Below are 25,929 nucleotides of genomic sequence, written 5' to 3'. Positions count from 1 at the left end.
CTCGGTCACTGAACGTGGGTAGCCTGGGCGGGTTACGTACCACGGAGCAGTGAGGTCGGTGAAAGCGATGGCGGAACCCGCCACGTCGGTCACGCTCGGCCAGCGCACGAAGCAGCGGGAACCCCGCTCGGCGGCGCCGCGGCCGACGGTCAGCAGGCGCCGCGAGGTCAGCCACGCGAGTGCCCGGTCCCTGTTGATGACCGTGCTGGGCGAGTACGTGCTGCCCCGCGACCGTCCCGTGTGGACGTCCATGCTCGTCGAGGCGCTGGGGATACTGGACATCGAGGAGAAGTCGGCGCGCCAGGCACTCGCGCGCTCGGCCGCCGAGGGCTGGCTGGTGTCCGAACGCGTCGGCCGGCGCGTGCGCTGGTCGCTCACGCCGCCCGGCCGTCGGCTGCTCACCGAAGGCGCGGAGCGGATCTACGCGTTCGGGCGCGAGGCCGTCGCGTGGGAGGGCCGCTGGCTGATGCTGATCGTGTCGGTGCCCGAGGCCAAACGGGACCTGCGCCACCGGCTGCGCACGCGCCTGACGTGGGCCGGGTTCGGCTCGCCCGTCGCCGGCGTGTGGGTGAGCCCGGACCCGGGCCGGCAGCACGAAGCGCAGCAGATCGTTGCGGAGCTGCAGCTCGACGCCCAGGCGATGTCGTTCACGGCCGCATACGGCGAGGTCGGCGAGCAGGAGAGCATGGTCGAGCGGTCGTGGGACCTCTCGGAGCTGACCGACAGCTACGAGGACTTCATCGACCGCTTCACCGGCCTGCGCCCCACGGGCGACCCGGCCGTCCTGCGCGCGCAGACCGAGCTGGTGCACGAATGGCGGCGCTTCCCGTTCCTCGACCCGCGGCTGCCGGCCGAGCTGCTGCCCGCCGAGTGGAGCGGGCGCAAGGCGAGCGAGCTGTTCCACCGAAAGCACGTGGAATGGCGGCCCGCGGCCCAGGCGTACTGGGACAAGCTGCTGGACAACGAGGAGAACGCGTGACCCGGCTCGACCGCGAAGACGGCCTGGCGGTGCTGACGATCGACGCGCCGCCGCTCAACCTCTACACCGCTTCGCTGCAACGCGACTTGCTCGAAGCCGTCGCCGCCCTGGAAGCCCAGCCGGCGCGGGCGTTGCTCATCCGGGCCGAGGGCCGCGTCGTCAGCGGTGGCGTGGACGTCGCGCTGTTCGACGCGCAGGGCTCGCCGGCCGAGGCGAAGGTGTTCTTCGACGAGCTGCTCACAGTGCCCGACCGCATCGCCGCGCTGCCGTTCCCCACGGTGTTCGCCGCGCACGGCCTGTGCCTCACGTGGGCGTTCGAGGTCGCCGTGGCGTGCGACCTGCTGCTGGCCGCTTCGCGGGCCAAGTTCGGGCTCGTGGAGAAGGTGGTGGGCCTGACGCCGACGATGGGCGGCACCCAGCGCCTCGCCGCCCGCGCGGGAGTGGCCCGCGCCAAGGAGTTCGTGTTCACCGGCGACACCTACTCGGCCGAGACGCTCGAACGCTGGAACGTGGTGAACCGCGTGCTGCCCGACGAGGGCTTCGACGCCGCGGCGCGCTCCTTCGCGCGCGGGCTGGCCGAAGGCCCCACCCGGGCGCACGCGGCCACCAAACGTGTGCTGGCGCACTTCGAGCACGGTGGTGTGCCTGAGGCCAACGCCCACGTCACCGCGATCGCCGCCGAGCTGTTCGACACCGACGACCTGCGCGGCGCGGTGAAGTCGTTCCTCACCGAAGGGCCCGGCAAGGCGAGCTTCACCGGCCGCTGAGGCCTCAGCGCGGCAGCTGCCCCACGTGGTCGACGATTCCGTAGCCGACCACGGCGCCCTGCGTGGTGCCGAGGTAGGTGAAGGTCTTCGCGTCGAAGACCAGGGTCACGCCGTTGCCGGGCCAGGTGATGCCGACGCCCGGGCGGCCCGCCGCGTCGGTCACGTGGTCCACGGCCTGCAGCCCGGGCACCTTGGCGGCGGCGTCGAACAGGGCGGCCTTCGTCTGCGGCGGCAGGTAGGTCTCGCCGACGAGCATCTGCACGTCCTTGCCCATCGCGTTCACGTCGCCGGCGTCGCCGCTGTGGTTCTTGTTCAGGTAGCCGATCATCGCGGCGGTGGTGGTCGGCAGGTCGGTCCGGTACGCCGGCACCACGACGCACGGTTCTTCCGTGCCGTTGGCGGCCGGGTTGTTGGCGCCCTCGACGCGGTACTCGCCGTCGACGCAGGCCGGCAAGGGGAAGGCCTGGCCGTCCTGCTTGACGTAACCGTCGTGCTTGCCGTCGGCGGAGATCCAGGCTTCGCGGTCGCTGTAGGCGTACTGCGTTTTGACGTACACGAACTGGTCAGGCCGCGGCGGCGTGTCGGGCAGCTTCAGGGCCTCGGCCGCGGCGCCGTGCAGCACGCGCACGGGGTCGGCGGCCGCTTGCGGAGGGGTCAGCGGTCCGTCTCCGGTGGGCGCGAACGAGACTACGGCGGTGATGGCCGCCGCGAGCCCCAGCGTCGCGGCACCGGCCCGCCGAAGGCGTTTCCCGGTCTTGCGGCGAGGTTCGCTCGCGGCAGCCGAGAGCAGCCGGGCGCGGGCGGCGCCCAGCTCGGCCAGGTCGGGCAGCGGGACGTCGGCCGCGCGGTCGCGGACCAGCCGCAGCTCATCCATGGGACGGAACCTCCTTCACGTCGGGGTGTTCGGCACCGCCGAGGGCGGCGCGCAACTGGCGGCGGGCGCGGTTGAGCCGGGACCGCACGGGCCCGACGGGTATTCCCAGCGCCTGGGCGACCTCCTCGTAGGAGAGCTGCTCGGCGGCGATGAGCAGCACGACGTCGCGGTCTTTGGCGTTGAGGGCCGCCAGCGCCGCGCCGAGTTCCGGCCCGCGGGCCTGGGCACTGACCTGCACGGCCACGCGGTCGGCGTGCCCGTCGACCGCGGCCTGCGGGCCGACTGCGCGCAGCAGGCGGTACTGGCGCACCTCGTCGCGGCGGTGGCGGCTCACGATGTTGGTCGCGATGCCGTAGAGCCACGGCCGCGCGTCGGACCGGGTGCCGTCGTAGTGAGCCCGTTTGCCGAACGCGACCAGGAACGTGTCCGCCAGCGCGTCGTCGGCCACGTCCCGGCCCAGCCGCCGCGCGAGGTAGCGGTGGATGTGCGGTGCGTGCCGGTCGAAGATGGCGGCGAACAGGTCGGGCTCGGCCACGGACCGGCCGATCACCCCCGCGTCGTCCATCGATCACCCCTTCTCGGATGCAGTGTCACGGGTTATCCGCAGAAGCCGCCATTCGAGTTCATTCAGCGGGCTGAACACGTTTTTCGAATGCGAATTATGTCCACGTTCCTGCTTGACGTGAGGTGGTCTGGACCATGACACTGGTGCGCAGCGCTCACCGGTGATCGAGATCGACGACGACCTCCCTTCCCCCTCACCGAGGAGAGCCATGTCCTTTCGGGCCCGAAAACTCGCGTCGCTGGTCGCGACGATCCCCGTTGCTCTGGGACTGCTGGCGGCACCGGTCTCCGCCGCTCCGGCCACGTTCACCCACCCGGGCGTGCTCGTGAGCCGTCCGCAGCTGGACTTCGTGCGCGCCAACGTGAACGCCGGCGCGCAGCCGTGGAAGAGCGCGTACGACCAGATGATGGGCAGTAAGTACGCCTCGCTCACGCGCACGGCGAAACCCCGCGCCGTCGTGGAGTGCGGCTCGTACTCCAACCCGAACAACGGCTGCACCGACGAACGCGAAGACGCCATCGCCGCCTACACCGACGCCCTGGCCTGGTACATCACGCAGGACGCGCGCTACGCACAGAAGGCCATCGCGTTGATGGACGCGTGGTCCGCGACGATCACCAGCCACACCAACAGCAACGCACCCCTGCAGACGGGCTGGGCCGGCGCGTCGTGGTCGCGCGCCGCGGAGCTCATCAAGTCGACCTACACGAGCTGGCCCAACGCCGGCCGCTTCGCGACGATGCTGCGCAACGTCTACCTGCCCAAGCTCCTGGCCGGCTCCAACAGCAACGGCAACTGGGAGCTCGTCATGACCGAGGCCGCCGTCGGCATCTCCGTGTTCCTCGACGACAAGTCCAGCTACGACTCCGCCATGACCCGCTACCGCAACCGCGTCGCGGCGTACGTGTATCTGTCTTCGGACGGCGCCCTCCCGAAAACGGTGCCCGGCAGCGGACTGTCCACCCGCGACCAAATCGTCAACTACTGGCAGAAACAGTCCACCTTCACCACCGGCCTCACCCAGGAAACCTGCCGCGACTTCGTCCACACGGGCTACGGCATCGCCTCCATCGCCGACGTCGCCGAAACCTCGCGCATCCAGGGCCAAGACCTCTACGGCACCGACATCGGCGAACGCCTCCGCCAGGCCCTCGGCTTCCAATCCAAGTACGAACTCGGCGCCGCAGTCCCCTCGAACCTCTGCGGCGGCTCGTTGAACCTCGGCCTGGGCCCGGTGACGGAGGTGGGTTACAACGCGCTGCATGGGCGCCTCGGCATCGCCATGACCAACACCCAAGCCCTGACGGAACGCCAACGCCCGGCGGGGACGAACAACCTGTTCGTCGCCTGGCAGACGTTGACGCACGCTGAGAACCCGAACTGAGGTTGGGTGGTCGACGCCCCGGGGTTCACCCTCTGTGGCCGGGGTTTCCGCTGCTCAGGCCGCAAATATGGACCTCCCTGCAACCCCCCGATCGCGACCCGCTACAGTACTCACATCGCGCTTCACGGAGCACCTCCGGGGAGCACGGGTCCGGGCTGTGGCGCAGTTTGGTAGCGCACTTGACTGGGGGTCAAGGGGTCGCAGGTTCGAATCCTGTCAGCCCGACCGGGACAAAAGGGACGCTTGAGCGGTAAAACCGCAGCTCAAGCGTCCCTTTTGCGTTCATGGGTCATCGCGGTCATGATCCCCGCTGGGGACCATTTGGGGACATGCCTGACTAAGTGCCTGACTACGGTGCCCGGACCCTTCTGCCCACGATGCCGTCCATCGCCGTCGCAGCCTCAACCATCACCGGCCGAATCTGGCGCCTGCAGACCTGCCCAGTCACCGCCATCCCGCTGTGCCCGCACAGCCGCGCGACGCACGGGTTGCACACCGTAGACTTTACCGCTTCTGACCTGATCCACTGTTGGGCGGTCAGTACCGCAGCTGATCGGGAAGCACTGGACCGGCTGCCACCTGCCCCGTACGGGGATCGACCGTGACGAGTTCGGTGGATCCATCGTGATCACCAAGCCACGCGTGGCAGTGGATGCCCTCGGAGTCCGCGCCCGTGATGCTGAGGCCGTCGAGAGCCAGCCGAGGCGATTGCCATGCCAGGCCATTGACGCCGACTGCTACCAAGTCGAGGTCATTGGCCAGCAGCAGAAGCTGGTGTTCCTCGTCGGCGACTACGTGTTGCACCTGGTCCTGGACGATGACGGCACCGTCGATCGGCGAATCGACGCGGATGAGGTAGGCCATCCCTTCCGCGACCACACACAGCTGCCCGGGCCCGGGGCAGGCGAAGGTCTCATCGACTTGACCGAGCCCGCCGTTGGCGAACATACCGAGCCACGCTGGCCCCTCCGCGGGCTCGACTCGCGCGATCAAGGCCGTCCGAGATTCGAACACCGCGCGCGGGTGCGCCCGGCCGTCGGTGTCCACCTCGACGATCGGGCAATCCCAGGTCCCGTCAGGCGGGAACGGCGGGTCCACCTCGACCGTGTAGTTCGGTTCGAAGCCGAAGGTGTGGAACCGGCGGCGGTCATAGCTGTCCATCAGACGCTCTCTTGCTGGGTCTCTGGCATGAAACCTGTGATCCGACCGGTGATGTGCGACAGACTTCCGCCATCTGATGTGCATCGCCTAGCGTGATTGCAGGCGGTGATGTCGCGCTGTGGGGGGAACGCGCCCCCGGCTGCGCATCGCGTTGGTGGCGGGTGTTGAGGATGGCTTGGAGTTGTAGCCAGGTCGGGTCGGTCGTGGTTGCAGTGGTCACGGTTGCTAGGTCGTCTGCCGCCCACGCGCGGGTTCCGTCGGTCGTGACGAGCTGGTCCCACAAAACGCCATCGTCGGGAACCTCGGACGTGGCGTCCACAAAAGCTATGACGGCGTCTCGCATCGCACCACCGTTCAACGCTTCCGCATTCGCGGCGTCAGTGCGCACGGAGACGAGCGCCAGATCCCCCGCACCGCCGGCGACGACGAGGTCACCGCTGCTGAGAGCGCACAGCCCTGTCACCGGGAGTCCCCCAGTACGTCATGCTCCACGGCCTGCTGATCGTCCACGCCAGCAGGTCGAGGCATCCCGGGATCGAGGCGAGATCAGCGTGGAGGTACCGCTGCCTCAGTTCGCTGCCCGATCGCCCACCCTGTCGCATGTCGGTCAGGGAGTGCTCCACGTCGCTCGCCTCCAAGGCAACCCCTACCTGGGCGTGTCTTCATAGAAGACTGGGTGATGTCCCAGAAAGTCAGCATTCCAGACACCAGCTTGTCGCGCCGGCTCCTCGAGCTGGCCGAGGATTTCCCGGGCCTCTTGGTCCCAATCGGGACCGTGCATCAGGAGGTACCGGGCATAACAGAGCCTGGAGCGCACATCCTTGACCCCGAGCGCGAAGAGTCTTTCGTATGTCGTCTTGACCACATTCACTGGGAGACTGAGCCCGACGTCGTAACGCAATACCTCACCGAGGCGGTATGCGGGGGTTTCAGCCTTCACCAACCTAAGAAGCGCATCGGAAGCGCGGTCCCAATCCTGTGGCGTCCAGGTTTCAGAGGGGTCTACGTGTTCAGCCTGCCGCGAATACTCCCGGGCAAGTTCGATGGTGTCGTTCCACATTGAGTCATGTCCTTTTAATTCATGGTGTCGAAGATCGATTCGCCACGGCACAACGCAACACGATCCGCGCTCGCAGAGCGGCCCCGTTCATCCTACACCGACAACCTTTCGATGTTCGGTATCGAAGTTTTGGAAGGCTGCCAAGAAGTCTCATGCCAACATTCTTCCCCACGTCGTTGAACAAGTTTCGTTATGGCGAATATGAAGGCACATACATACAAGATGGCGAAGATGACTATCCCCCACGTCGGAACATTCCACAAATGTAGCGTGTGCCTGATCGGCGCGAGTGACTCCGATAAGATGCCAGCATGAACGATACATGGCGACGTGTGGAACTGCCAGGCGGGCGCTCCTTCCAGGCCCGCCGGGACAGTCCGGTGGACGCAGCGTTTCCCGAACACGGTGATGCTGACGTGCCGATGCCATGGAGCCTGGGCATGCTCGGCGACCTCATGTGGATGCGCCTGCCCGAGACCCGCCCGATCCTGGCCGAGCACATCGCTCGAGAGGTCGAAGACGCGATGGACGCGGGCCGCGAGCTCATGATGCTGGTCGGCAGCATCGCCCCGGACGCCCTGTGGTACCCCGTGATGGAGCCAACGCTGGAAGCCTACCCTCACACCAGAGATCGGGTCGCGGCCCAGCTGATGGTTGTCTGGGAGGCTTATCACGCCGAACACCCTGATCGAGACGCCACACAGTACGCGCTCGAGCAGTACGTTTTCATCAATCTGCAATATCCCCCGTACCGCGGCATCGTCGAAGAAATCCTTCCAGATCTGGCGACCCTGCTGGCGTCGCGAGAGTGGATGTGAACGACGCTCCGGGGAATTCACGCCTCGACGAGAGGTGTCGGGGTTCCCGCATACTACTCGTCTTCCTTTGTTGCGCGCCAGGTAATGACCAAAGCCGCTGCCCCGCACCCTCGGCACCAGCCGCTTCTCAACCACGTATAAGTGGGGCTCTTCGTCCATCCCGTCGACCTGGCGCCAGCCCGATCAGGTCTGTCAAGGGGGCACCTTCCACCTGTTGTGAGCGTGCCTGCGGTCCCCTTGACAGACCTGATAGCCCTTGTGGAGGTCGACGGGATGGACGACAGGCACACACGAACGCAACCGTCCTGCTCTTCTCGACCATCCTGGAGACCTGCCAGTCCGGCGAGGACATATCATTTTCTTTTCGCCTCTCCGGCCCACACGGAATCACGCTTTCGGCCCACATATCCCCTGCTCGGTAACAGTTCTTTGTCAGTGCCTGGTGTCGCCATCGACAGCATCGGAGCTGACGGGCAGCGATTTCGACAAGATCCCGCCGTCATGGGCACGCTTCGGTGTAGAGCAGACGTGCCGCTGGGTTGGTTGGCGACCGCGTCGGTGCGACCGGCCACTGGGAAGTGGCACATGGCGGACACCCCGGTCACGCAGCGGTTCGAGTCGGCGATCAAGGAAACGATCCTGGAGGAGTCGCCGGCAGCGGCGAAGCTACTCCAGCGTCGTCCGGTGCCGTACTGGCTGACGAGGCGGCCGGGCTGGCTGAAGCAAGGTTGCGACCTCGTCACACTGGTGCAGTGCCGCCAGGTCCGCGGCCTGCTGCTTGGCCACTTCGGTGAGGTCGTGCTCGCCGGTGACGTCGCGGTGCGCGTCCTCGACGGCAATGTGCTCGTTATGGGCGTCGATGCGCGCGCCGAGCTCGTGCCGCCACTCGCGCGAGAGCCGCCAATGGGTACCCGCCACGGCATGTACCACCGCGCGTCCTCGTCGGGGCTCACGGAACCGGCTTCGTTTACGGACCTGTCAAGACGCGCTTGATTTCCGAAACCCTCGGAGTTTCACGCTGGGTGAGCTCGTTACCGAAGTTTGGTTCCGTCCGGCATCCGGGATACGGCGGAATGGCGAACTCGGAAAGAGCGACGAACAAGAAATTGATTCACCTTCGTACGAGGGGTCGTAATCCCGCTGGAACAGGTGTAGGCAGGAGTCGCGGTGGGTCGTGGAGGTGTCGGATGGACACTGGTGGGCTGCCGGGGCGCGGTTCGTCCGCCCAGGTTGCCGTGCTGAGCGAGACCGGGCGCACGCGCGTCTGCCGAGTGTCCCTCGGGAAGCGGACCGTGGTGTGCAAGCAGCCGCTGGGCCCGGACGCACCCAAGCGGCTGCGGCACGAGCGCGCGATGCTGGAACGGCTTCGCGGGATTCCGAATGTCGCACAGCTGCTGGACGCGCCACGCTATGCGGGGTCGATCGTGCTGGCGGACGCGGGCGGCCGAAGCCTGGCCGGACGGGCGGAGCCACTTCCCGTCGACGTCCTGCTCGGGGTCGGGCTCGGGGTGGCCCGAGCCGTGGCGGCGATGCACCGGCGCGGGGTGTTGCACCGCGACATCACCCCCGCGAACATCGTGCTCTCCCCCGACGGCACTCCGTGCCTGCTCGACTTCGCGCTGGCCACCTCCCTCACCGACCCCCCTCCCCCCTCCCCCGGCCGCAGCGACATCGTCGGAACACTGGCCTACCTCGCGCCCGAGCAAACCGGGCGGACCGGCCGTCCGGTCGATCAACGCAGCGACCTCTACGCCTTGGGGACCACGCTCTACGAACTGGCGACGGGCGCGCCGCCGTTCGGCTCTGGGGACCCGCTGCGCCTGGTCCACGACCACCTGGCCCGGGTGCCTGCACCCCCGGTCGAGGTGAACCCGGCCCTGCCCTCGCCGCTGTCCGAGATCATCCTGCACCTGCTGGAAAAGGAGCCGGACAACCGCTACCAGACCGCGGAGGGTGTCATCGAGGACCTGGAACGGTTGCGCGACGCCTCGGCCGGGCGAGCCACGGAACCGATCCGGATCGGGCACCACGACTTCCCGCGCCGGCCCGTCGCCCCGGCCCGGCTGGTGGGGCGCGATACCGAGGTGACCGCGTTGCAGGCGGCGTTCGAGGACGCGCTGGCGGGCCAGTGCCGGGGAGTGCTGATCGGCGGCGCGGCCGGAGTCGGCAAAACGGCGCTGGTCCACGAGCTACGCCCGGCGGTCACCAGCCGAGGTGGCTGGTTCCTGGCCGGCAAGTTCGACCAATACCGGCGCGACCTGGAATTCGACGGGGTGTTCCAGGCGTTCCGCGCGCTGGGTCGGCTGCTGCTGGCCCAGCCGGAGAGCGAGCTGGCCCAGCTCCGGCATCGGATCACCGCCGCGATCGGCCCGAACGCGGGCCTGCTCACCGCGATCGTGCCGGAATTCGCCGCGCTTCTGGCCGTGCCGCCCGACCCCGGCGACCCGCTCACCGCACAAGTGCGCGCGCAGCACAACAGCGTCCAGCTTCTGCGCTCGATCGCCTCCGCGGACCGGCCGGTGCTGCTGTTCCTCGACGACCTGCAATGGGCCGGCCCCGGCCCGCTCGGCTTCGTCGATCTCCTGCTCGACACCGACCCGATCCCCGGCCTGCTGCTGATGGGCGTGCACCGAGGCAACGATGAGGAAACGGCACAGCCACCGACGCTGTCGCGATCACGCGACCGGCCCGGCGTGCGGTACCTGCAGCTGGAGAACCTGCCCACCTCAAGCCTGATCGCCCTGGTCGCCGAAATGCTGCACGCCGACGCAGCCGCGGCGGCGGGCCTGGTCGAGGTGATCGCGCCAAGCACGCGCGGCAACCCCTTCGAAACCGTGCAGCTGCTCACCGCGCTGGCTCACCACGCCGTCCTCACCGCGACCTCCGCGGGATGGCAATGGGACCCCGCAGCGGTGCGCGCCCACCTGGGCCCGGCGGAGGGCGGCCACCTGCTGACGTCGCGGATCCGGGCCCTGCCGCCGCCTTCGCGGCAGCTGGTGGAGGCGATCGCCTGCCTGGGTGGGCAAGTCGAGACAGAGGTGCTGCAGACCGCCACCGGCGAGCCGGCGAACGTGGTGGCACAGCGCCTGACCCCGCCAACCGATGAGGGTCTCCTCCTGCTGGAACGCGGCGCCGTGCGGTTCCGCCACGACCGCATCCGCGACGCCATCCTGCGCGGGCTCAGTCGCCGGCGGCGAAGCGCCTTGCAACTGGCCATGGCACGACGGCTGGCAGGAGCACCCGGCCTGTTCGCGGTCGCCGCCGAGCAGTACCTGCCGGTGCTCGACGCGGTCGAGGACCTCGCGGAGCGGCGAGAGGTGACCGAGCTGCTGCAGCGCGCGGCCGGTCAGGCTGCGCTGATCGGCGATCACACGCTGGTGAACGCGCTCCTGGTGGCCGCGTTGCAGGTGGTCGACCCCGCGGAGACCGCCTTGGCGCTCGAGCTGCGCACGGCCCGGCAGGCAGCGCTGTTCAGTTTGGGCCGCCTGGTGGAGGCCGACGAGGAGTACCGGGAGATCGAACGGGTCTGCCCGAGCACGCTGGACCGCGCGGGCCCGACCGCGATCCACGTGCGCAGCCTCAGCCACCAGGGCCGGTTCGGGGAGGCGATCCGCCTGAGCCTGCAGTCGCTGCGAGAGTACGGGCTCGTCGTCCCGTCGGCGGAGCGGCTCCCCACCGAAATCGACCGGCGGTTCGCCCTCCTGCACCACTGGCTGGAGCACAGCGAACCCGCCGACGACCTGGCCCGGCCGGACCTCACCGACTCCGTGCTCCTGGCTGCGTCCCACGTGCTGGACGCGGCTTTCCTGGCGGCCTACTTCGCCGCCGATTACGCCTCGGTCGCGTGGGTCGGACTGGAAGGCTTGCGGATCTGGATCGAGCACGGCCCCTGCCCCGCCTTGCTCGGACCCGCCGGCGCCGCTGCCTACTGCGCCGTCGCGCAGCGCGGCGACTACGTCGGCGGATACCGGGCGGCACGGCGGCTCCTGGCGTGGGCCGAGGCCCGCGGCGCCGAGCCCGGCACTTCGCGGGCGCGCCACAGGTCCGCCCTCCTCAGTTGCTGGCTGGAGCCGATCGAGAACGCAGTCCACGAAGCCCAGCGGGCCCGGGAGGGGCTGATCGCCGGGGGCGATCTGACGAACGCCAGCTACACCTACCTCTTGACAGTGCGGTCCCTGGCGGACTGCGCCCCCTCGCTGGAAAGCCTCCTCACCGAGGTCGACGGTGGGCTGAACTTCGTCCACCGGACCGGCAACGAGCAGACCGGACAGGTACTCGAGACCTACCGTTGGCTGGCCGACGTGCTCTGCGGCGAGAGCCCTGCCGACCCGATCACCCTCGACCGGTTCACCGACAACCCGCTCGCGCTTCTCCACGCGTATCTCGCCCGCGCGATCGCCGCCGCCGTCTCGGGGGATCTGGCCGGTCTGGTCCGAGAGAGTGCGGCGGGAATGCGGCTGCTCCCGGTTGTCGCCGGCTTCTACCCCGCCGCCGTGGTCCGCGCGCTGCACGGGCTGGCCCTCGCCGAGCGGGCCCGCGCGGCCGACGGCGACGAACGCGCCGCGCTGCTGTCCGACCTCGACGAGGTGACAAGCTGGCTGGCGGCCCGCGCCGCGGACGCCCCGGACAACTTCCTGCACCTGCTGCGGTGGGTGGAGGCCGAGCGGGCCTGGGCGGCGGGTGATGTGCAGGCCGCCGAGCTGGCGTTCGACGCGGCCCGCAGCGAGGTCTCCCGCCGCTCCCGGCCCTGGCACCGTGCGTTGATCACCGAGCGCGCCGCACGCTTCCACTTGGCCCGCGGCCTGGACCACGCCGGTCGCGAACTGCTCGCCCAGGCCCGTCGGCACTACGCCGCCTGGGGCGCGAGCGCCAAGGTCACCCAACTCGACTGGGCCTACCCCACCCTGCGACGACACTTCGAGGCGAGCCTCGGACCGGCCGTGAACCAGCCCGGCGAGCTGCTGAACCAACCCGGCGCGGTTACCACGGGCACCCTCGACCTGCTCGGCATTCTCTCCGCGTCCCAGGCACTGAGTTCCGAGACCAGCATCGAGCGCCTGCACACGCGAGTCGTCGAGGTGCTCAGCGCGATGACCGGGGCCACCGGCGTCCGCCTGCTGCTGTGGAGCGACGAACTGCAGAACTGGTTGCTGCCCGAACCCACGGGCACCCCTGGTGACGACCGCGCGGTGCCGATGTCGGTGCTGCGCTACCTCCGCCGGACCGAAACACCACTGGTGGTCGACGACGTCACCCACGATGAACGCTTCGCCCGCGACCCGTGCTTCACCGACCTCCCCGGCTGCTCGCTACTGGCCGTACCCATCCTCAGCCGCGCCACCCTACGAGCCGCGCTGCTGCTGGAAAACCGCCTGATCCGCGGCGCGTTCACCACCGACCGGCTCGACGCCGTCAAACTCATCGCCGGCCAACTCGCCGTCTCGCTTGACAACGCCCAGCTCTACGCCCAGCTCACCGCCTCCCGAGCCCGCATCGTCACCGCCGCCGACCAAGCACGCCAACGCGTCGAACGCGACCTGCACGACGGCGCCCAGCAACGCCTGGTCGCCCTCACCCTGCGCGTGCGCGCGATCCAAGCCGAAATGCCACCCGACGCCGGCCCCCTCACCACCGAACTCGACAACCTCGCCACCGAAACCACCGGTGTGCTGGACGAGCTACGTGAAATCGCCCATGGCCTCCACCCCGGCATCCGGGCCACCGGCGGACTCGCACCGGCCGTCCGCGCTCTCGCCCGCCGCTCACCGATCCCGGTCGAGCTCGACCTGCACCCGCTGCCACCCCTACCCGAACCCATCGAAGTCAGCGCCTACTTCATCATCGCCGAAGCGCTTACCAACGCGGCCAAACACGCACGCGCGTCCTCGGTCACCGTCACCATCGATCCCGACCCACCCACCGGCATCCTGCGCATCACGGTTCGCGACGACGGCGTCGGTGGCGCCGACCTCACCCAAGGCACCGGGCTGCTCGGCCTCAAAGACCGCGCCGAAGCCATCGGCGGCCGACTCCACCTCCAAAGCCCACCCGGCGCGGGCACCACCCTGCACGTGAACCTTCCCCTCGCGGGACCGGACCAGAGATCACCCCGACCAACCAGGGCACCGTCGAACCATGACCTGGGCTGACATGTACCGGGCGCGGACACTAGCGATCCTGACCGTGCCGATAGTCACTGAACTGCGGCGGCGAAATCACTGATTCGATTTTCGACAGCCGCGCCAAGAGCCGCGAAACGGCGAACAAGATCAACGGGAACCATCTTCAGGGAGATAACTGCCGACTACTTCTGCTCCATCTCGCCCGATGCGCTCTACAACGTCTACGAAGAGCCCAAAGAGCTCACCATTGGGCAGTTATCGGAGTCCGAAGAGCAAGTTCGGCAGCTTTTGGAGGGCGAGCAACCCCTCTTGCCTACTACCCTGTCTGGCCGGCGACCTGCTGCGCGCGCTGGGGTACACGGTGTGGACGAGATCCTCGGTGGCACTTCGCCGCTCGACCGCCTGGGCGAGCTGCTCACTGCCGCGGGGCCGCCGGCCGAGCGGGTCAACGCGGCGTGGCGGCACATCGCGGACCCGGCCCGGCTGCCCCACCTGCAGCTGTTCTTCGCGCGGTTCGGGATGGCCGCAGGCGTGCCGGGCCGGCACCCGGAGTTCCTTGCGCAGATGCGCGACCGGTGGATCGACGTCGTTGCGGACGCGCTGCGGAAGGACGCCGCGATCAGCCGGCCCGAGGACACCGCCACCGCGGTCGTCGCGTTGTGGCGGGGGCCGCAGATGCTGCTCATCTGCGGTACGCCGCAGGTGACGGTCGACGACGTGCACGCGCACGGTTGTGGTCGCCAGCGTCGTCCACTCGTGAGAACGGGCGGTGAACCTCCGTTGCTGGCCGCAAGGCACCCGGATTAGCTGCTGGTGCCACGGACGGGCACACCTCGCGCGCCTACGCTGAGGTCCACTGTGGACTCGTCCCTCAGAGGTTCTCGGTGAAGAAGCCCGCCAGTTTGTCCACCGCCGGGCCCACGTACTGCTCCTTGTCGTAGAGGTCGACGTGGCTCGCGCCTTCGACGTGGTGCAGTTCCTTGGGTCCGGTGGCCTTCTGGAACGCCTCGACGCTCATCCACGCGGTGATCGCGCGTGTACCGACGATCATCAGCAGCGGGCGAGGGCCGATCAGCGGCACGGCGGCGAAGGCGTCGAACGTGGCGAACTTGTCGACGCTCGTCCAGTCGAGGAACTCGGCGGAGCGCGGGTGGTGTCCGCGCGTGGTGCGGTAGTACTCGAAGCCCTCCGCGCCGTGCTCCCCGCCGAGGGCGCGGGCCTGTTCGACCGTCTCGGGGAACAGCGTGAGCGGCGCGGGCTTCTCGCCGGCGGCCGCCACGGTGCGGGCGTGGGCGGCGGCGTCCAGCATGCCTCCGAATACGGCCGCGTCCTGCGTGCCGTCGGCGCCCAGGCGGAACTGGCGGGCGATGTCGACGCCGCTGACCGTGGCGACGGCCTTCACGCGGCGGTCGCTGCCCGTGGCTGACAGCACGTAGCCGCCGGACGCGCAGATGCCGAGCTCGCCGATGCGGCCGGCGTCCACTTCGGAACGGGTGGTCAGGAACGACACGGCGGCCTTGAAGTCCTCCACGCGCTGGGCGGGGTCTTCGAGGCCGCGCGGCTCGCCGCCGCTCTCGCCCTGGAAGGCGGCGTCGAACGCCAGCGTGACGAACCCGCGTTCGGCCAGGCGGGTCGCGTAGAGCCCGGCGGCTTGCTCCTTCACGCCGCTGCCGGGGTGGCCGACGATCACGGCCGGGCTCGGGCCGTCGGCCTCGGCCGGAACGTAGAGGTGGCCGGCGAGCCGGACGCCGGCGCTGTCGAAGGTGACGTCGATCTTCGGCACGGGGTGCTCCCTGGGAATCTGGGCCCGGCGGGGTGCCGGGGCCTTGCTCCACGATCCGGCCGTATCCGCGGGGCCACCAGAGACGGGTTTCCGGGTGGTCAAGATCCTGGCCCTCTTGCGCGCGGCGGGCCGGGCGCAGAATGAACCCATGACCACTCCGTCCGGCTGCGCGCGGCTCGGCGACTTCCTCAAGGCGCGCCGCGCCCAGCTGACCCCTCGCGACGTCGGGCTGCCCGAAACCGGCACGCGCCGCAAGGTCGCTGGGCTGCGCCGCACCGAGGTCGCACAGCTGGCCGCGATCAGCGTCGAGTACTACACGCGGCTGGAACAGGGCCGCGTCCAGGCGTCGGCGACGGTCCTGGCCACGCTCGCACGCGCCCTGCTGCTCGACGACGACCAGCAGACCTACCTCTACGACCTCGCCGGCAAGGCCGACGCCCGCCCGCGCCGCCGTCGCACGGTCCAGCGGGTGCGGCCCGCCATCCGGCGCCTGCTCGACCAGCTCACCGAGACCCCCGCGATCGTCCTCGGCAAACGCCTCGACATCCTGGGATGGAACACCGCGGCGACCGCCCTGTACGTCGACTTCGCCCAGGTAGCGTCGGCGCGGCGCAATTACGTGCACCTGATGTTCAGCGAGCCGGCGTTCCGCGCCCTCCACCCGCACTGGCAGAACGACGCTCGGGTGGCCGTGTCCGCCCTGCGGATGGAAGCGGCCACCGACCCCGAGGATCCGGAGCTGGCGCGCCTGGTCGGCGAGCTTTCCGTGCAGGACGGCGACTTCCGCACGTGGTGGGCCGAACACCGGGTGACCAGCGCGGGCTTCGGCACCAAGAACTACCGGCACCCGCTCGTCGGCGACCTCACGCTCGACTGCGACACCTGGCTCAGCCCCGACGACTCCGGCCAGCGCCTGATGGTCCTCACCGCCGAGCCCGGCACCCCGTCGCGCGACGCGCTGGACATCCTGCTGTCCTGGAACGCCGAACACTCAGCGGCCGAGCGATGACCTGGACCGCTTCGGAACTGGCTGCACTTTCGGCCTCGGACTTGCTGAAGCTCAGTGCGGGGTCCTACGGTGACGCCTGGGTGGAGGTCGGTTTCGTCCTCGTCGACGGCGCGCTGTTCGTCCGCGCGTTCCGTGGTCCCGGGTCCCGGTGGTTCCAGGCCGCGTCGAACCACCACCGGGGCTGCATCCGGATCGCCTCGCTGAGCCGCGCCGTCGCGTTCGCTGCCGACGGCGAGGATCCGGTCGATATCGACGAGGCTTACCGCGCCAAGTACGGAGCCGCTTCGCTCGTCACCACTGCCCCCGCGCGAGCGGCGACGCTCCGGATCACCCCGGCGTAGCGCGATCGGCCGGCAACGACAGCGCTCAGCAGTCCTGCTCGTCGACGCGGTCGACGAGCAACGTCCGGAGGAGACTCACCGATGCGGGAGGCTCGGGGTGGGCCCGGCCCCACGCCGTGATGGCCCCGGCGACGGCTTTGATCTGTTCCGTGGTGGGGGTTATCGAACACGATCGCGGTCCCCAGCAGTCGCCACGCCGACTGCTCCACCACGGCATCGTCACCTTGCTGAACTGCGCGAACGCCGTGCCGATCACGGCCATCACCGCACCGGCCGTGAACATCGAGCCCTGCCCAGCGCCCCGACCATCCCGCACACCAGCGCCACCCCGGCGGCGACGGCGACCTGACCCGCCACGGCGCCGAGTCCCGGACACAGGACGCGCCGATGACTCCGCTCACGTCCTCACCTCCCCGATCCGCAGCAGAAACAAGCTACGCGGGAACTGGTATTTACTCCACTGTGGACGGACGCGGCCGGCAGGTCAGCACGTGAGACTGCGCGCGAGGACGTCCTTGCGCACCTTGCCCATTGCGTTGCGCGGCAGCTCCGGCACCAGCTCCAGGCGCGTGGGCCAGTACCACTCCGTCATGCCGAGCGTGGCGAGGTGGTCACGCAGGCCGGCGAGCGTCGGCGGCTCGGCAGCGGCCACGACGACCGCCGCGGGCAGCTCGCCGCCGGAGGTGTCCGGGTAGCCGACGAGCGCGACGTCGCGGACGGCCGGGTGCTCCAGCAGCGCGGACTCCACGTCGGCCGCCGGGATCATGAGCACGCCGCCGATGCGGTCGGCGTCGCGGCCCAGGAGGCGGATGCCGCCGCGGCCGTCGGGGATCGCGAGGTCACCCGTGTCGTACCAGCCGTCGTCGTGGTCGGCCGGCACGGTGAGCTCACCGGTGTCCCGCCCGACGGTGGCCAGGCAGACGGTGGCACCCCGGACGTAGAGCCGGCCCGGCCGTTCCGCGGTGATTTCCCCCAGGTCGGACCGCAGATCGAGTTCGCTGCCCCGGGAGATCCGGCCGACGCTGTGCAGCGCCCAGTCCGGCGGGTCGTCGGCGCGCATGAGGGTGCCGCCGCACTCGGTCATGCCCCAGCACGTGCGCAGCGGCACGCCCAGGACGCGGGCGACGTCCGTGACGAGCGCGGGGGGAGTCGCGGTGCCGAGCGTCGTCACGGTGCGCAGCCGGCCGGGCCGCGCGTACGGCAGCAGCTGGGTCAGGAACACCGGCGCGATCAGCAGCTGTGTCACGGCGGTGTCTTCGAGGTAGGCGCCGATGGCCTCGGGTTCCCAGCGGTCCGAGACGACCCCGCAGCCGCCGGTGAGCAACGGGCGCATGAGGCAATGGAAGATGCCGCCGGTGTGGGTGAGGGAGTGCGGGGTGAAGAACCGCTCGGCCGGCCCCTGGTCGTCGGCCGTGACGTGCGCGGGGGCGGTGGCGTACTCGGTGTTGAGCGTGTGCAGCGCGCCCTTCGGCCGGCCGGTTGTGCCGGAAGTGAACAGCACCAGGCACACCTGGTCGGGATCCGGCCGGGCGTCCTCCAGGGCGACGGCGTGCCGCGTTTCCCACGGTTGTCCGAAGTGCTTCGTGAAGTCGACCTCGTCCGCCGCGACCCGCGAGCCCAGCACGACCCGGTGGCGCAGCTTCGGCAGCCGCGGGGCGATCTCCGCCAGCGCCGCCGCGTGGTCGTAGCCGTCCCAGACGTCGGCCGTCACGCACACCGAAGCGCCGACCCGGGCGAGCACGCGCTCCAGCTCCCGCGACCGGATCGCCGGCATCACGGGCGCCACCAGCGCGCCGACCCGGAAACAGGCCAGCAGCAACGGATTGACCTGCCACACGTTCGGCAGCTGCACAGCCACGACCTGCCCCGGCCCCACGCCCAGCTCGGTCAGCGCCCCGGCGTACCGCTCCACGCACCGCGCGTACTCGCGATAGGTCAACCGCGTCGTGTCGCCCGTCGTCGTCCGAAGCGCGACGAGGGCGGTCGCGTCCGGAGTCTCGTCTCGCCACCGCACAAGGTCCTGCAGCGGATTTCCTTCCCGCCACACCCCTTCCGCGTGAAACCGGTCCACAACGGACGGTGGCGGTCTGAGGCTGAACACCGTCCGTCCCGGTCCTGGCGTGAACACGTCGGTGATGGCCGGCCCCTTCGGCTCGCAGGCGGTGAACGGCACGACCACGCTACGGTCCCCGCCCCACCCGGCCCGAGGCCCCGCCGGGCAGAGTTTTCCGGCCGACCGGGCAACGCGATCCGCCCTTCGCACGGATACCTCTCGAATCGAGGGGGGAACCGATGCCGACCCGACCAACGCCGAGATCAAGGCGGCCGGACGATGGCTGGAGAAGCACGACGTCCCGGCGAGTCGGCTCACGCCGTTGCTCGCGCGGCGGCTCGGCGTGCGCGCAGGTGCGCGACCCGGGCCGACGTGGTCCGGAACGCTCGCCGGCCTGCTGGTGATCGCGTTCGGCTCGTTCGCGATGCAGTTCTTGGCACTGCTGCCCGGAATCGACCACGACGACCTGCCCGAGGGCCGCGCCACCTTCTGCCTCTTCGCCGGGCTGCAGCTCACCCTCTGGCTGCCCGTGCGGTGGGCCGACCGGCGAACCGCGGCCTGGCTCGGCGCCACGACGCCCGCGCAGCGACCTTCATGGCACGAGGTGCTGAACGGGTGGTACGTCGCGGCCGCCGTGGTCACGTTCGGCGGCGGCGCGGGCCTGGCGGTGGCGATGGTCGTGTCGTCCGGCAGCGTCTGGGCGCTGCTGTGGCTCGGGCTGCTGACGCTCGGTGCGGTCGTGGTGGCGGCGGTGCTGATCGGCGTACTGACGCGGCCGGTGCTTGCCGGCGACGAGCTCTCCCGCTCCGTCGACGGAATCCTCCGCCGTAACGAGCCCTACCTCGCGCTGCCGGCGTTCTACGCGCTGCCAGTGCTCGCCGACCTGGCGACGACCAACCGCCAGCCGCCCGGGTTCGTGCCGTGGCTGATCGCGTACGTCGTGGGTCGCCGTCGGCGCGCAGGCGGCAGGGCTGGTCCGGCACCGGCGCCGGGCCCTGACCGTGGCCGCGTGAGGCGATGGCGGGCGTCTCGGACCGGAAGCTGTGCCCGAGCTGCTCGCCGAGGCCGAAGTAGTGGCGGAAGTTGTAGATCAGCGGGCTCCACTTCGCGGGATCCACGTGCTGGGTGGCGGGCACGACCAGCTCCGGCGAGCAGTGCACCCGCAGCACGTCGGCCTCGATGACGAGGAACCCGGCGCGCTCGCGGACGGCGGCCGCGCGGGCTTCCAGCTGCAGCGGGCATTCGGCGATGCGCGGCGGCCGGACCAGCTCGGCCGGTTGCGGCCGCAGACCGGCCGCGGCGAACTTGTCCGGCTCGTGCCGGAATCGGTCGCGTTTGTGCTCGGGCACCGGGTCCGCGCCCGTGAGCGGGGCGAGCCGCTCCACCACGGCCCACTGGCCCGGGCCGGGCAGGTTGATCACGAGGTCGGGACGCGAGGTGAGGTTGCGCGCGCCGTGGCCGCTGCGAGCCAGCCCGAGCACCACGACCTCACCGAGCGCCCAGGCCGACGACATCGGCGTGATGTTCGGGGAGCCGTCGGCGTTTTCCGTGGTCAGCAAGGCGACCGGAGTCCCGAAGTACAGGATGCTGGGGGCAATCGCGACATGATCGTTCACGAGCGCCCACGCTAGGGGCGCGGCGCTTCGGCCCCGGCCGAAGCGATCGGCGGCCTCAGAACTCCTCGGCGATCGACGACCAGAAGCGCAGTGCCGCTCGTTCCATTTCCAGCCCGAGCCGTAGCGGGATCATGCGGCGCGCGTACTTGGCCTCGGAACCGAACCGGCGCTGCATGTCCTCGTACACGGAGATGCGTTCTTCGTGCTGTTTGATCTGCTCGCGCGCCAGGTTCACGATGTTGCCGGAGTCGCCGAGCTCGTTGAAAAAGAGCTTCATCTCGGCGATGTCGCGCATCTCGAAATGCTCGTGCGTGGGCGCGGCGAGCCACGCGCGCACGGCTTCGCGACCTTCGTCGGTGAGGCTGTAGACCTTGCGCCGGCGCCCGGTCTGCTCGGTCTCGACCTCCAGCAGCCCCATGCGCTCCAGCCGCTCCGGCTCCGAGTACAGCTGCGCGTGGGGGAAGGACCAGAAGTACCCGACCGAGTGCCCGACGGCGCGCTTGAGGTCGTACGGCGTGGACGGGCCACGCAGCCCGATCGTCCCCAGCACGACGTACGAAGTCGTGCTCAACCGTCCGCTTGACATGCCTTCGACCCTACCGTAATTTCGCCAATAGTCCGAAACAGACGATGCGAATCGGACTGTCGATCTCCGGATCTCCGGGAGTGAGAGTGCGCCGATGGACTTGGTGAGATCTTTCCGTTGGACGGCCGAGCGGTACCCGCACCGCCGGGCCGTGGGTGGCCGGCATCCGATGACGTACGCCCAATGGGACGACCGCACCGACCGCCTGGCCGGCGCGCTGACCCGGCTGGGCGTGCGCCCGGGTGACCACGTCGCGCTGCTGCTCGCCGGCGGGGAGCCGCTCGCCAGCCTGCACCTCGCCGTGCAGAAGACCGGCGCGATCTCCGTTCCGCTGTCCACGCGCTTCAGCGCCGACGACGTGGCCTACTGCCTGCACGACTGCTCCCCCGCGCTCCTGATCACCGACAGCACCACCGACCACACGGTCGCCGGCCTTCCCGAACTGCCGGCCCGGGCGCATTCCGGAGCCGCGCTGGACACACCCGACCGGGTGACGCCGCTGGCGCGGCTGCTCGACTCCCCCGCGCCGAAACACCAGCCGGCCGAGGGCGACACGAGCGTCATGCTCTACACGTCCGGCACCACGGGCCGGCCGAAAGGCGTGCCGCGCCGCCACTCCGCCGAGCACGCGGCCGCGGTGGCGCACCTGATCCAGACCCAGCACCGCCCCGGCGAGGTCGCCCTGGGCGTGATGCCGATGTTCCACACCATGGGCATGCGTGCGCTGCTGGCCAGCATCCTCGCGGCGGGCACCTGGGTGCCGCAGGAGAAGTTCGACGCCGAGGAGTCGCTGGAGCTCATCACCGCGGAGGACGTGAGCGCGCTCTACCTGGTGCCCACCGCGTACTGGTCGCTGGTCCACACAGGACGGCTGGCCGAGGCGAAGTCCGTGCGGCGGCTGGCCTACGCGGGCGCGTCGATGACGCCCGCGCTCGCCGAGCGGCTCGACGCCGAGTTGCACCCGGAGGTGTTCGTCAACCACTTCGGCAGCACGGAGATCTACACCTTCACGATCGGGCCCGACGTGCGCCGCAAACCGGGCTGCGCCGGCCGCGCCGGGGTCTTCTCCCGCGTCCGCCTGGTCAGCCCGGCCGAGGGCGCGTCCCCGGACGACGTCGTCGCGCCGGGCGAACCGGGCCAGGTCGCGGTGTCGCTCGAGAGCCCGGAGGCGTTCAGCGGGTACTGGCACCGGCCCGACGCCGACGCGAAGTCGCTGCGCGCCGGCTGGTACTTCACCGGCGACCTCGCGACCGAGGACGAGGACGGCGACCTGTGGGTCGCGGGCCGCGTCGACGACATGATCAACTCCGGCGGCGAGAACATCTACCCCGAGGACATCGAAGACGCCCTCGTGCGCTGCCCGGCCGTCGCCGAAATCGTGGTCGCCGGGCTCCCCGACGACCGCTGGGGCAGCGCGGTCACGGCGTTCGTCGTGCCCTCGGCCGGGTACCGGCCCGAGGAAACGCTGGCACAGCTGGAGTCCTACGCGCGGGAACACTCCGGACTGCCGTCGCTGAAACGGCCCAAGCGCTACCTGGCCGTGGCCGGCATCCCCAAGTCGGCCGTCGGCAAGATCCTGCGCCGCGAGCTGACGGCGGGCCACTACCGCCGGCTGGCGCAGCTCGTGCCGGGCAAGGAGGAGCGCGCATGACAGCGGCCCGCATCGAGGACGTTCCTTTGCTGTGCGGCAAGGGGAAGTTCCTCGACGACCTCGACCCGATGCGCGGCTCGCTGGTCGCGGCGGTCGTGCGCAGCCCGCACCCGCACGCGCGCATCCGGTCCGTCGAGCTGTCGCGGGCGCGGGCGCACCCGGGCGTCGCGGTGGTCCTCGGCCCGGACGAGGTGCTCGCGGCGCTGAAGCCGTTCCCCCTCTCGCTCAAGACACCGATCCGCTACTACCCCACCGGGACCGACAAGGTGCGGTTCGTCGGCGAGCCCGTGGCCGTCGTCGTCGCGACCGACCGCTACACCGCCGAGGACGCGGCGGAACTGGTCGAAGTGGACTACGAGCCGCTGCCGCCCGTGGTCGACTCCCTGCGCGCGATCGCCGAGGACGCGCCGCTGCTGCACGAGGAGCTGGGCAGCAATGTCGCCACCGACCGCACTTTCAGCTTCGGTCCCGTCGACGAGATCTTCGCCGCCGCCGCGCACGTCGTGACCGGCGAATACCGGTTCCCGCGCTACACGTCGGCGCCCATGGAGTGCTATTCGGTCGTCGCGGAGTGGCTTGAGGACGCCGACGGACCGGGTGTCACGGCGTGGGCCAACTTCCATGGGCCCTTCTCCATGGTCCCGGTGCTGGCGGCGGGCCTCGGGCTGCCGACGTCGCGAGTGCGGCTGCGCGTGCCCGCGGACATCGGCGGCAGCTTCGGCATCAAGTCGGGCATCTACCCCTACGTCGCGCTGATGGCCTTGGCCAGCAAGCACTGCGGCCGGCCGGTGCGCTGGACCGAGGACCGCGTGGAGCACCTGCTGTCGAGCTCGGCGGGTTCGGACCGGTGGATGCGGTTCGAGGCCGCCGTCGACGCCGACGGCAAGGTCGAAGCCCTGCGCGCGGACCTCGTCGACAACGTCGGCGCGTACCTTCGCCCGCCCGAGCCCAGCACGCTCTACCGCTGCTTCGGCAACATCACCGGCGCGTACGGCATCGGCGCGGTGGCGATCCGGGCCCGGGCGGTGGTCACGAACAAGACGCCCACCGGCCTCAACCGCGGCTTCGGCGGCCAGCAGCTCTACTTCGGGCTCGAGCGGATCATGGATCGCGTCGCCCGCGAGCTCGACCTCGACCCCGCGGAGATCCGGCGGCGCAACCTGATCCAGGCCGGCTCGTTCCCGTACCACACACCCAGCGGCGGCGTGTACGACTCGGGCGACTACCCGCGGGCGTTCGAGCTCGCCCTGCGCAACGCCGACTACGAGAAGCTGCGCGAGCGCCGGCGGCACGCTCGTGAAGCCGGCGAGTACTTCGGCATCGGCATGGCGACGATCGTCGACCCGTCGGCGACCAACATCGGCTACGTCGGTCTCGCCACCCCGGCCGAGCAGCGCGCGAGCGGGCGCGGGAAGTCGGGCAGCACGGAGCACGTCCGGATCAGCGTCGACCCGCAGGGCGTGGTGTCGGTGCTGCTGGGCACCGTGCCGCAGGGCCAGGGACACGCCACCGTCGCGCGCCAGCTCGTGGCGCAGCGGCTGGGGCTGACGCAGGAGTCCGTACGGCCGGTGGTCGAGATGGACACGGCCACCACGCCCTGGACGATCACCTCAGGCAGCTACTCCTCGCGCTTCGCTCCCCTGCTCACCAGCGCGCTCGTCGCCGCGGCCGACAAGATCGCCGAGACGATCCGGGCCGCGGCCGGGGTGCTGCTCGACACGGATCCCACCGGGCTGGAGCTGGCCGACGGGTTCGTGCGCGAACGCGACGCACCCGATCGGCGCGTGGCCTTCCGGCACGCCGCCGGCTTGGTGCACTGGGACCCCGGGTCGCTGCCGGAAGGGGTGCCGGCGCGGCTGTACGAGGAGGCGGCGTTCAACCCGCCCCAGGCCAAGGCACCGTCCACAGGGGACCAGATCAACTCCAGCCTGTGCTACGGATTCGTCGCCGAGCTGGTCGCGGTGCGGATCGACCCGGTGAGCCTCGCCGTGGAGGTCGAGCTGGTGTCCACGGTGCACGACGCCGGCACGATCCTGAACCCGAAGCTGCTGGAGGGCCAGGTGCACGGGGCTCTCGCGCACGCCCTCGGCGGCGCGCTCTACGAAGAGCTCCGCTACGCCGATTCGGGCCAGCCCACGTCGGCGACCTTCATGGACTACCTCTGCCCCACCAGCGCGGAAGCCGGCTATCCGCTGATCAGCGACCACCTCGAGACGCCCTCTCCGTTCACCACGCTCGGCGCGAAGGGCTGCGGCGAGGGCTCGAGCATGAGCCTGCCGGTGGCGATCGCCAACGCGGTCACCGACGCACTCGGCGTCGAAGTCACGACCCTGCCCCTGCACGGCAATGTCGTGCACGAACTACTGGAAAGGAAGGCCTGATGGCGCTCACCGGAGGCGAGATCCGGCTCGGCCGCACCCACGACGGGCAGGTCGCCGAGCTGACGCTCTCCCACGGCCGCTTCACGATCATCACGTGGGAGATGCGCCAGCGGATGGCGGAGCTGTTCGCCAAGATCGACGCCGACGACGACGTGCGCGTGGTGGTGCTGAAGTCCGACGGCGAGCACTTCTCCTCGGGCGGTGACATCCCCGGCTTCATGGAGGTCGAGCCGGTCGGCTTCACCGATCTCGGCCACAACGTCACCGCGCCCGCGCGCAGCAGGAAGATCGTGGTCGCGGCCGTCGACGGCTACTGCTTCGGCGTGGGCCTGGAGCTCGTGCTGTCCACGGACATCCGCCTGGCCACGCCGCGCAGCCGCTTCGCGCTGCCGGAGATGAAGCTCGGCATGATCCCCGGCAGCGGCGGCACTCAGCGGCTCGCGCGGCTGATCGGCCTTTCACGCGCCAAGTTCCACATCCTCACCGCAGAGCGGATCACCGGCGAACAGGCGCTGGACTGGGGCCTGGTGGCCAAGCTCGCGGCCGACCGCGACGAGCTCTACGCGGAGACGGACAAGGTCGTCGAGACGCTGCTGGGCTACTCCCCCATGGCGGCGCGCACCGCCAAGGAGGTGCTCGACAATGGCGTCGACGGGCCGCTCTACACCGGCATCGAGCTGGAGCGCAAGGCATACGCGATGCTGCGCGCGAGCCACGACTTCGCCGAGGGCGTGGCGGCGTTCAGCGAGAAGCGGCCCGCGAAGTTCCAGGGGCGCTGA

21 protein-coding genes and 1 tRNA gene are annotated in these 25,929 nt (G+C 70.1%); 13 read left to right on the top strand and 9 right to left on the bottom strand.

Annotated features, from left to right (window positions below; genetic code table 11):
- The first annotated feature begins 67 nt into the window (after positions 1 to 67).
- On the top strand, positions 68 to 979 hold the full coding sequence (locus tag AB0383_RS22385; RefSeq protein ID WP_364170875.1) for a PaaX family transcriptional regulator C-terminal domain-containing protein: 912 nt from the start codon (positions 68 to 70) through the stop codon (positions 977 to 979).
- Positions 976 to 1,746, top strand: a complete 771-nt coding sequence (locus AB0383_RS22380) for an enoyl-CoA hydratase/isomerase family protein (RefSeq protein ID WP_364170877.1) — start codon at positions 976 to 978, stop codon at positions 1,744 to 1,746. The genes AB0383_RS22385 and AB0383_RS22380 overlap by 4 nt, the downstream gene beginning before the upstream one ends.
- A gap of 4 nt (positions 1,747 to 1,750) precedes the next feature.
- Here the strand turns inward: AB0383_RS22380 and AB0383_RS22375 are convergent, their stop codons facing one another.
- The gene (locus AB0383_RS22375; protein ID WP_364170879.1) at positions 1,751 to 2,620 is read right to left on the bottom strand and encodes a CU044_5270 family protein; all 870 of its coding nucleotides are present in this window, start codon (positions 2,618 to 2,620) and stop codon (positions 1,751 to 1,753) included.
- Complete coding sequence (locus AB0383_RS22370; RefSeq protein WP_364170881.1) at positions 2,613 to 3,185, bottom strand: RNA polymerase sigma factor; 573 nt, start codon at positions 3,183 to 3,185, stop codon at positions 2,613 to 2,615. The genes AB0383_RS22375 and AB0383_RS22370 overlap by 8 nt, the downstream gene beginning before the upstream one ends.
- A 208-nt stretch (positions 3,186 to 3,393) precedes the next feature.
- Here AB0383_RS22370 and AB0383_RS22365 point away from each other — a divergent pair, with 208 nt between their 5' ends.
- Positions 3,394 to 4,569, top strand: coding sequence for an alginate lyase family protein (locus AB0383_RS22365; RefSeq protein ID WP_364170883.1), 1,176 nt, complete (start codon positions 3,394 to 3,396; stop codon positions 4,567 to 4,569).
- 151 nt (positions 4,570 to 4,720) lie between these two features.
- A tRNA-Pro gene (locus tag AB0383_RS22360) sits at positions 4,721 to 4,794 on the top strand.
- Positions 4,795 to 5,106: 312 nt separating this feature from the next.
- Here the strand turns inward: AB0383_RS22360 and AB0383_RS22355 are convergent.
- Both AB0383_RS22355 and AB0383_RS22350 read right to left on the bottom strand, forming a co-directional pair.
- A complete protein-coding gene (locus AB0383_RS22355) occupies positions 5,107 to 5,730 on the bottom strand; it encodes a hypothetical protein (protein ID WP_364170885.1) in 624 nt (207 codons plus the stop codon).
- 646 nt (positions 5,731 to 6,376) lie between these two features.
- Positions 6,377 to 6,790 carry a hypothetical protein gene (locus AB0383_RS22350; protein ID WP_364170887.1) on the bottom strand — a complete coding sequence of 138 codons (414 nt, stop codon included), beginning with the start codon at positions 6,788 to 6,790 and terminating at the stop codon, positions 6,377 to 6,379.
- A 311-nt stretch (positions 6,791 to 7,101) separates the two neighbouring features.
- Here AB0383_RS22350 and AB0383_RS22345 point away from each other — a divergent pair, with 311 nt between their 5' ends.
- The 4 genes from AB0383_RS22345 (at position 7,102) to AB0383_RS22330 (ending at position 14,537) form a co-directional block, all read left to right on the top strand.
- Positions 7,102 to 7,608, top strand: coding sequence for a hypothetical protein (locus tag AB0383_RS22345; RefSeq protein ID WP_364170889.1), 507 nt, complete (start codon positions 7,102 to 7,104; stop codon positions 7,606 to 7,608).
- A gap of 585 nt (positions 7,609 to 8,193) precedes the next feature.
- Positions 8,194 to 8,601: a hypothetical protein gene (locus AB0383_RS22340; RefSeq protein ID WP_364170891.1), complete on the top strand. Its 408-nt coding sequence runs from the start codon at positions 8,194 to 8,196 to the stop codon at positions 8,599 to 8,601.
- Positions 8,602 to 8,795: 194 nt separating this feature from the next.
- Complete coding sequence (locus tag AB0383_RS22335) at positions 8,796 to 13,757, top strand: AAA family ATPase (RefSeq protein ID WP_364170893.1); 4,962 nt, start codon at positions 8,796 to 8,798, stop codon at positions 13,755 to 13,757.
- 336 nt (positions 13,758 to 14,093) lie between these two features.
- Complete coding sequence (locus AB0383_RS22330) at positions 14,094 to 14,537, top strand: hypothetical protein (protein ID WP_364170894.1); 444 nt, start codon at positions 14,094 to 14,096, stop codon at positions 14,535 to 14,537.
- A 64-nt stretch (positions 14,538 to 14,601) separates the two neighbouring features.
- Here AB0383_RS22330 and AB0383_RS22325 read toward each other — a convergent pair whose 3' ends face one another.
- Positions 14,602 to 15,513, bottom strand: a complete 912-nt coding sequence (locus AB0383_RS22325) for an alpha/beta hydrolase (RefSeq protein ID WP_366188419.1) — start codon at positions 15,511 to 15,513, stop codon at positions 14,602 to 14,604.
- A 148-nt stretch (positions 15,514 to 15,661) separates the two neighbouring features.
- Between AB0383_RS22325 and AB0383_RS22320 the strand changes: the two genes are divergently transcribed.
- Complete coding sequence (locus AB0383_RS22320) at positions 15,662 to 16,522, top strand: helix-turn-helix domain-containing protein (RefSeq protein WP_364170898.1); 861 nt, start codon at positions 15,662 to 15,664, stop codon at positions 16,520 to 16,522.
- Complete coding sequence (locus AB0383_RS22315; RefSeq protein WP_364170900.1) at positions 16,519 to 16,863, top strand: DUF2255 family protein; 345 nt, start codon at positions 16,519 to 16,521, stop codon at positions 16,861 to 16,863. The genes AB0383_RS22320 and AB0383_RS22315 overlap by 4 nt, the downstream gene beginning before the upstream one ends.
- A gap of 25 nt (positions 16,864 to 16,888) precedes the next feature.
- On the opposite strand, the gene AB0383_RS22310 is transcribed toward AB0383_RS22315, so the two are convergent.
- The 4 genes from AB0383_RS22310 to AB0383_RS22295 all read right to left on the bottom strand — a co-directional run bounded on the left by AB0383_RS22310 (position 16,889) and on the right by AB0383_RS22295 (position 21,118).
- Positions 16,889 to 17,146, bottom strand: a complete 258-nt coding sequence (locus AB0383_RS22310; protein ID WP_364170902.1) for a hypothetical protein — start codon at positions 17,144 to 17,146, stop codon at positions 16,889 to 16,891.
- A 201-nt stretch (positions 17,147 to 17,347) separates the two neighbouring features.
- Positions 17,348 to 18,877 carry an AMP-binding protein gene (locus AB0383_RS22305; RefSeq protein ID WP_364170903.1) on the bottom strand — a complete coding sequence of 510 codons (1,530 nt, stop codon included), beginning with the start codon at positions 18,875 to 18,877 and terminating at the stop codon, positions 17,348 to 17,350.
- 677 nt (positions 18,878 to 19,554) lie between these two features.
- Entirely contained in the window at positions 19,555 to 20,532 is a 978-nt protein-coding gene (locus tag AB0383_RS22300; RefSeq protein WP_366188418.1) for a flavin reductase family protein, read from the bottom strand.
- A gap of 55 nt (positions 20,533 to 20,587) precedes the next feature.
- Positions 20,588 to 21,118 carry a PadR family transcriptional regulator gene (locus AB0383_RS22295; protein WP_364170907.1) on the bottom strand — a complete coding sequence of 177 codons (531 nt, stop codon included), beginning with the start codon at positions 21,116 to 21,118 and terminating at the stop codon, positions 20,588 to 20,590.
- A 94-nt stretch (positions 21,119 to 21,212) separates the two neighbouring features.
- Between AB0383_RS22295 and AB0383_RS22290 the strand changes: the two genes are divergently transcribed.
- Genes AB0383_RS22290 through AB0383_RS22280 form a run of 3 tightly spaced genes read left to right on the top strand, consistent with a single transcriptional unit; the run spans position 21,213 to position 25,929 of the window.
- Positions 21,213 to 22,769, top strand: coding sequence for an AMP-binding protein (locus tag AB0383_RS22290; RefSeq protein ID WP_364170909.1), 1,557 nt, complete (start codon positions 21,213 to 21,215; stop codon positions 22,767 to 22,769).
- Entirely contained in the window at positions 22,766 to 25,150 is a 2,385-nt protein-coding gene (locus AB0383_RS22285; RefSeq protein ID WP_364170911.1) for a xanthine dehydrogenase family protein molybdopterin-binding subunit, read from the top strand. Before AB0383_RS22290 ends, AB0383_RS22285 begins: the two co-directional genes overlap by 4 nt.
- A complete protein-coding gene (locus tag AB0383_RS22280; RefSeq protein ID WP_366188417.1) occupies positions 25,150 to 25,929 on the top strand; it encodes an enoyl-CoA hydratase/isomerase family protein in 780 nt (259 codons plus the stop codon). Before AB0383_RS22285 ends, AB0383_RS22280 begins: the two co-directional genes overlap by 1 nt.

Origin of the sequence: Amycolatopsis sp. NPDC051373 (assembly GCF_040689465.1) — a bacterium.
Lineage (GTDB): Bacteria > Actinomycetota > Actinomycetes > Mycobacteriales > Pseudonocardiaceae > Amycolatopsis.
The sequence above is the reverse complement of the archived record's forward strand: the minus strand, read 5'-3'. Positions and strand labels throughout refer to the sequence as shown.

What these genes read in the sequence shown, in the direction of transcription:
- AB0383_RS22315 (WP_364170900.1), top strand. Translation starts at nt 16,519, where the DNA reads ATGACCTGGACCGCTTCGGAACTGGCTGCACTTTCGGCCTCGGACTTG.
- AB0383_RS22375 (WP_364170879.1), bottom strand. Translation starts at nt 2,620, where the DNA reads ATGGATGAGCTGCGGCTGGTCCGCGACCGCGCGGCCGACGTCCCGCTG.
- AB0383_RS22340 (WP_364170891.1), top strand. Translation starts at nt 8,194, where the DNA reads ATGGCGGACACCCCGGTCACGCAGCGGTTCGAGTCGGCGATCAAGGAA.
- AB0383_RS22370 (WP_364170881.1), bottom strand. Translation starts at nt 3,185, where the DNA reads ATGGACGACGCGGGGGTGATCGGCCGGTCCGTGGCCGAGCCCGACCTG.
- AB0383_RS22285 (WP_364170911.1), top strand. Translation starts at nt 22,766, where the DNA reads ATGACAGCGGCCCGCATCGAGGACGTTCCTTTGCTGTGCGGCAAGGGG.
- AB0383_RS22365 (WP_364170883.1), top strand. Translation starts at nt 3,394, where the DNA reads ATGTCCTTTCGGGCCCGAAAACTCGCGTCGCTGGTCGCGACGATCCCC.
- AB0383_RS22355 (WP_364170885.1), bottom strand. Translation starts at nt 5,730, where the DNA reads ATGGACAGCTATGACCGCCGCCGGTTCCACACCTTCGGCTTCGAACCG.
- AB0383_RS22385 (WP_364170875.1), top strand. Translation starts at nt 68, where the DNA reads ATGGCGGAACCCGCCACGTCGGTCACGCTCGGCCAGCGCACGAAGCAG.
- AB0383_RS22350 (WP_364170887.1), bottom strand. Translation starts at nt 6,790, where the DNA reads ATGTGGAACGACACCATCGAACTTGCCCGGGAGTATTCGCGGCAGGCT.
- AB0383_RS22280 (WP_366188417.1), top strand. Translation starts at nt 25,150, where the DNA reads ATGGCGCTCACCGGAGGCGAGATCCGGCTCGGCCGCACCCACGACGGG.
- AB0383_RS22320 (WP_364170898.1), top strand. Translation starts at nt 15,662, where the DNA reads ATGACCACTCCGTCCGGCTGCGCGCGGCTCGGCGACTTCCTCAAGGCG.
- AB0383_RS22295 (WP_364170907.1), bottom strand. Translation starts at nt 21,118, where the DNA reads ATGTCAAGCGGACGGTTGAGCACGACTTCGTACGTCGTGCTGGGGACG.
- AB0383_RS22290 (WP_364170909.1), top strand. Translation starts at nt 21,213, where the DNA reads ATGGACTTGGTGAGATCTTTCCGTTGGACGGCCGAGCGGTACCCGCAC.
- AB0383_RS22345 (WP_364170889.1), top strand. Translation starts at nt 7,102, where the DNA reads ATGAACGATACATGGCGACGTGTGGAACTGCCAGGCGGGCGCTCCTTC.
- AB0383_RS22310 (WP_364170902.1), bottom strand. Translation starts at nt 17,146, where the DNA reads ATGTTCACGGCCGGTGCGGTGATGGCCGTGATCGGCACGGCGTTCGCG.
- AB0383_RS22335 (WP_364170893.1), top strand. Translation starts at nt 8,796, where the DNA reads ATGGACACTGGTGGGCTGCCGGGGCGCGGTTCGTCCGCCCAGGTTGCC.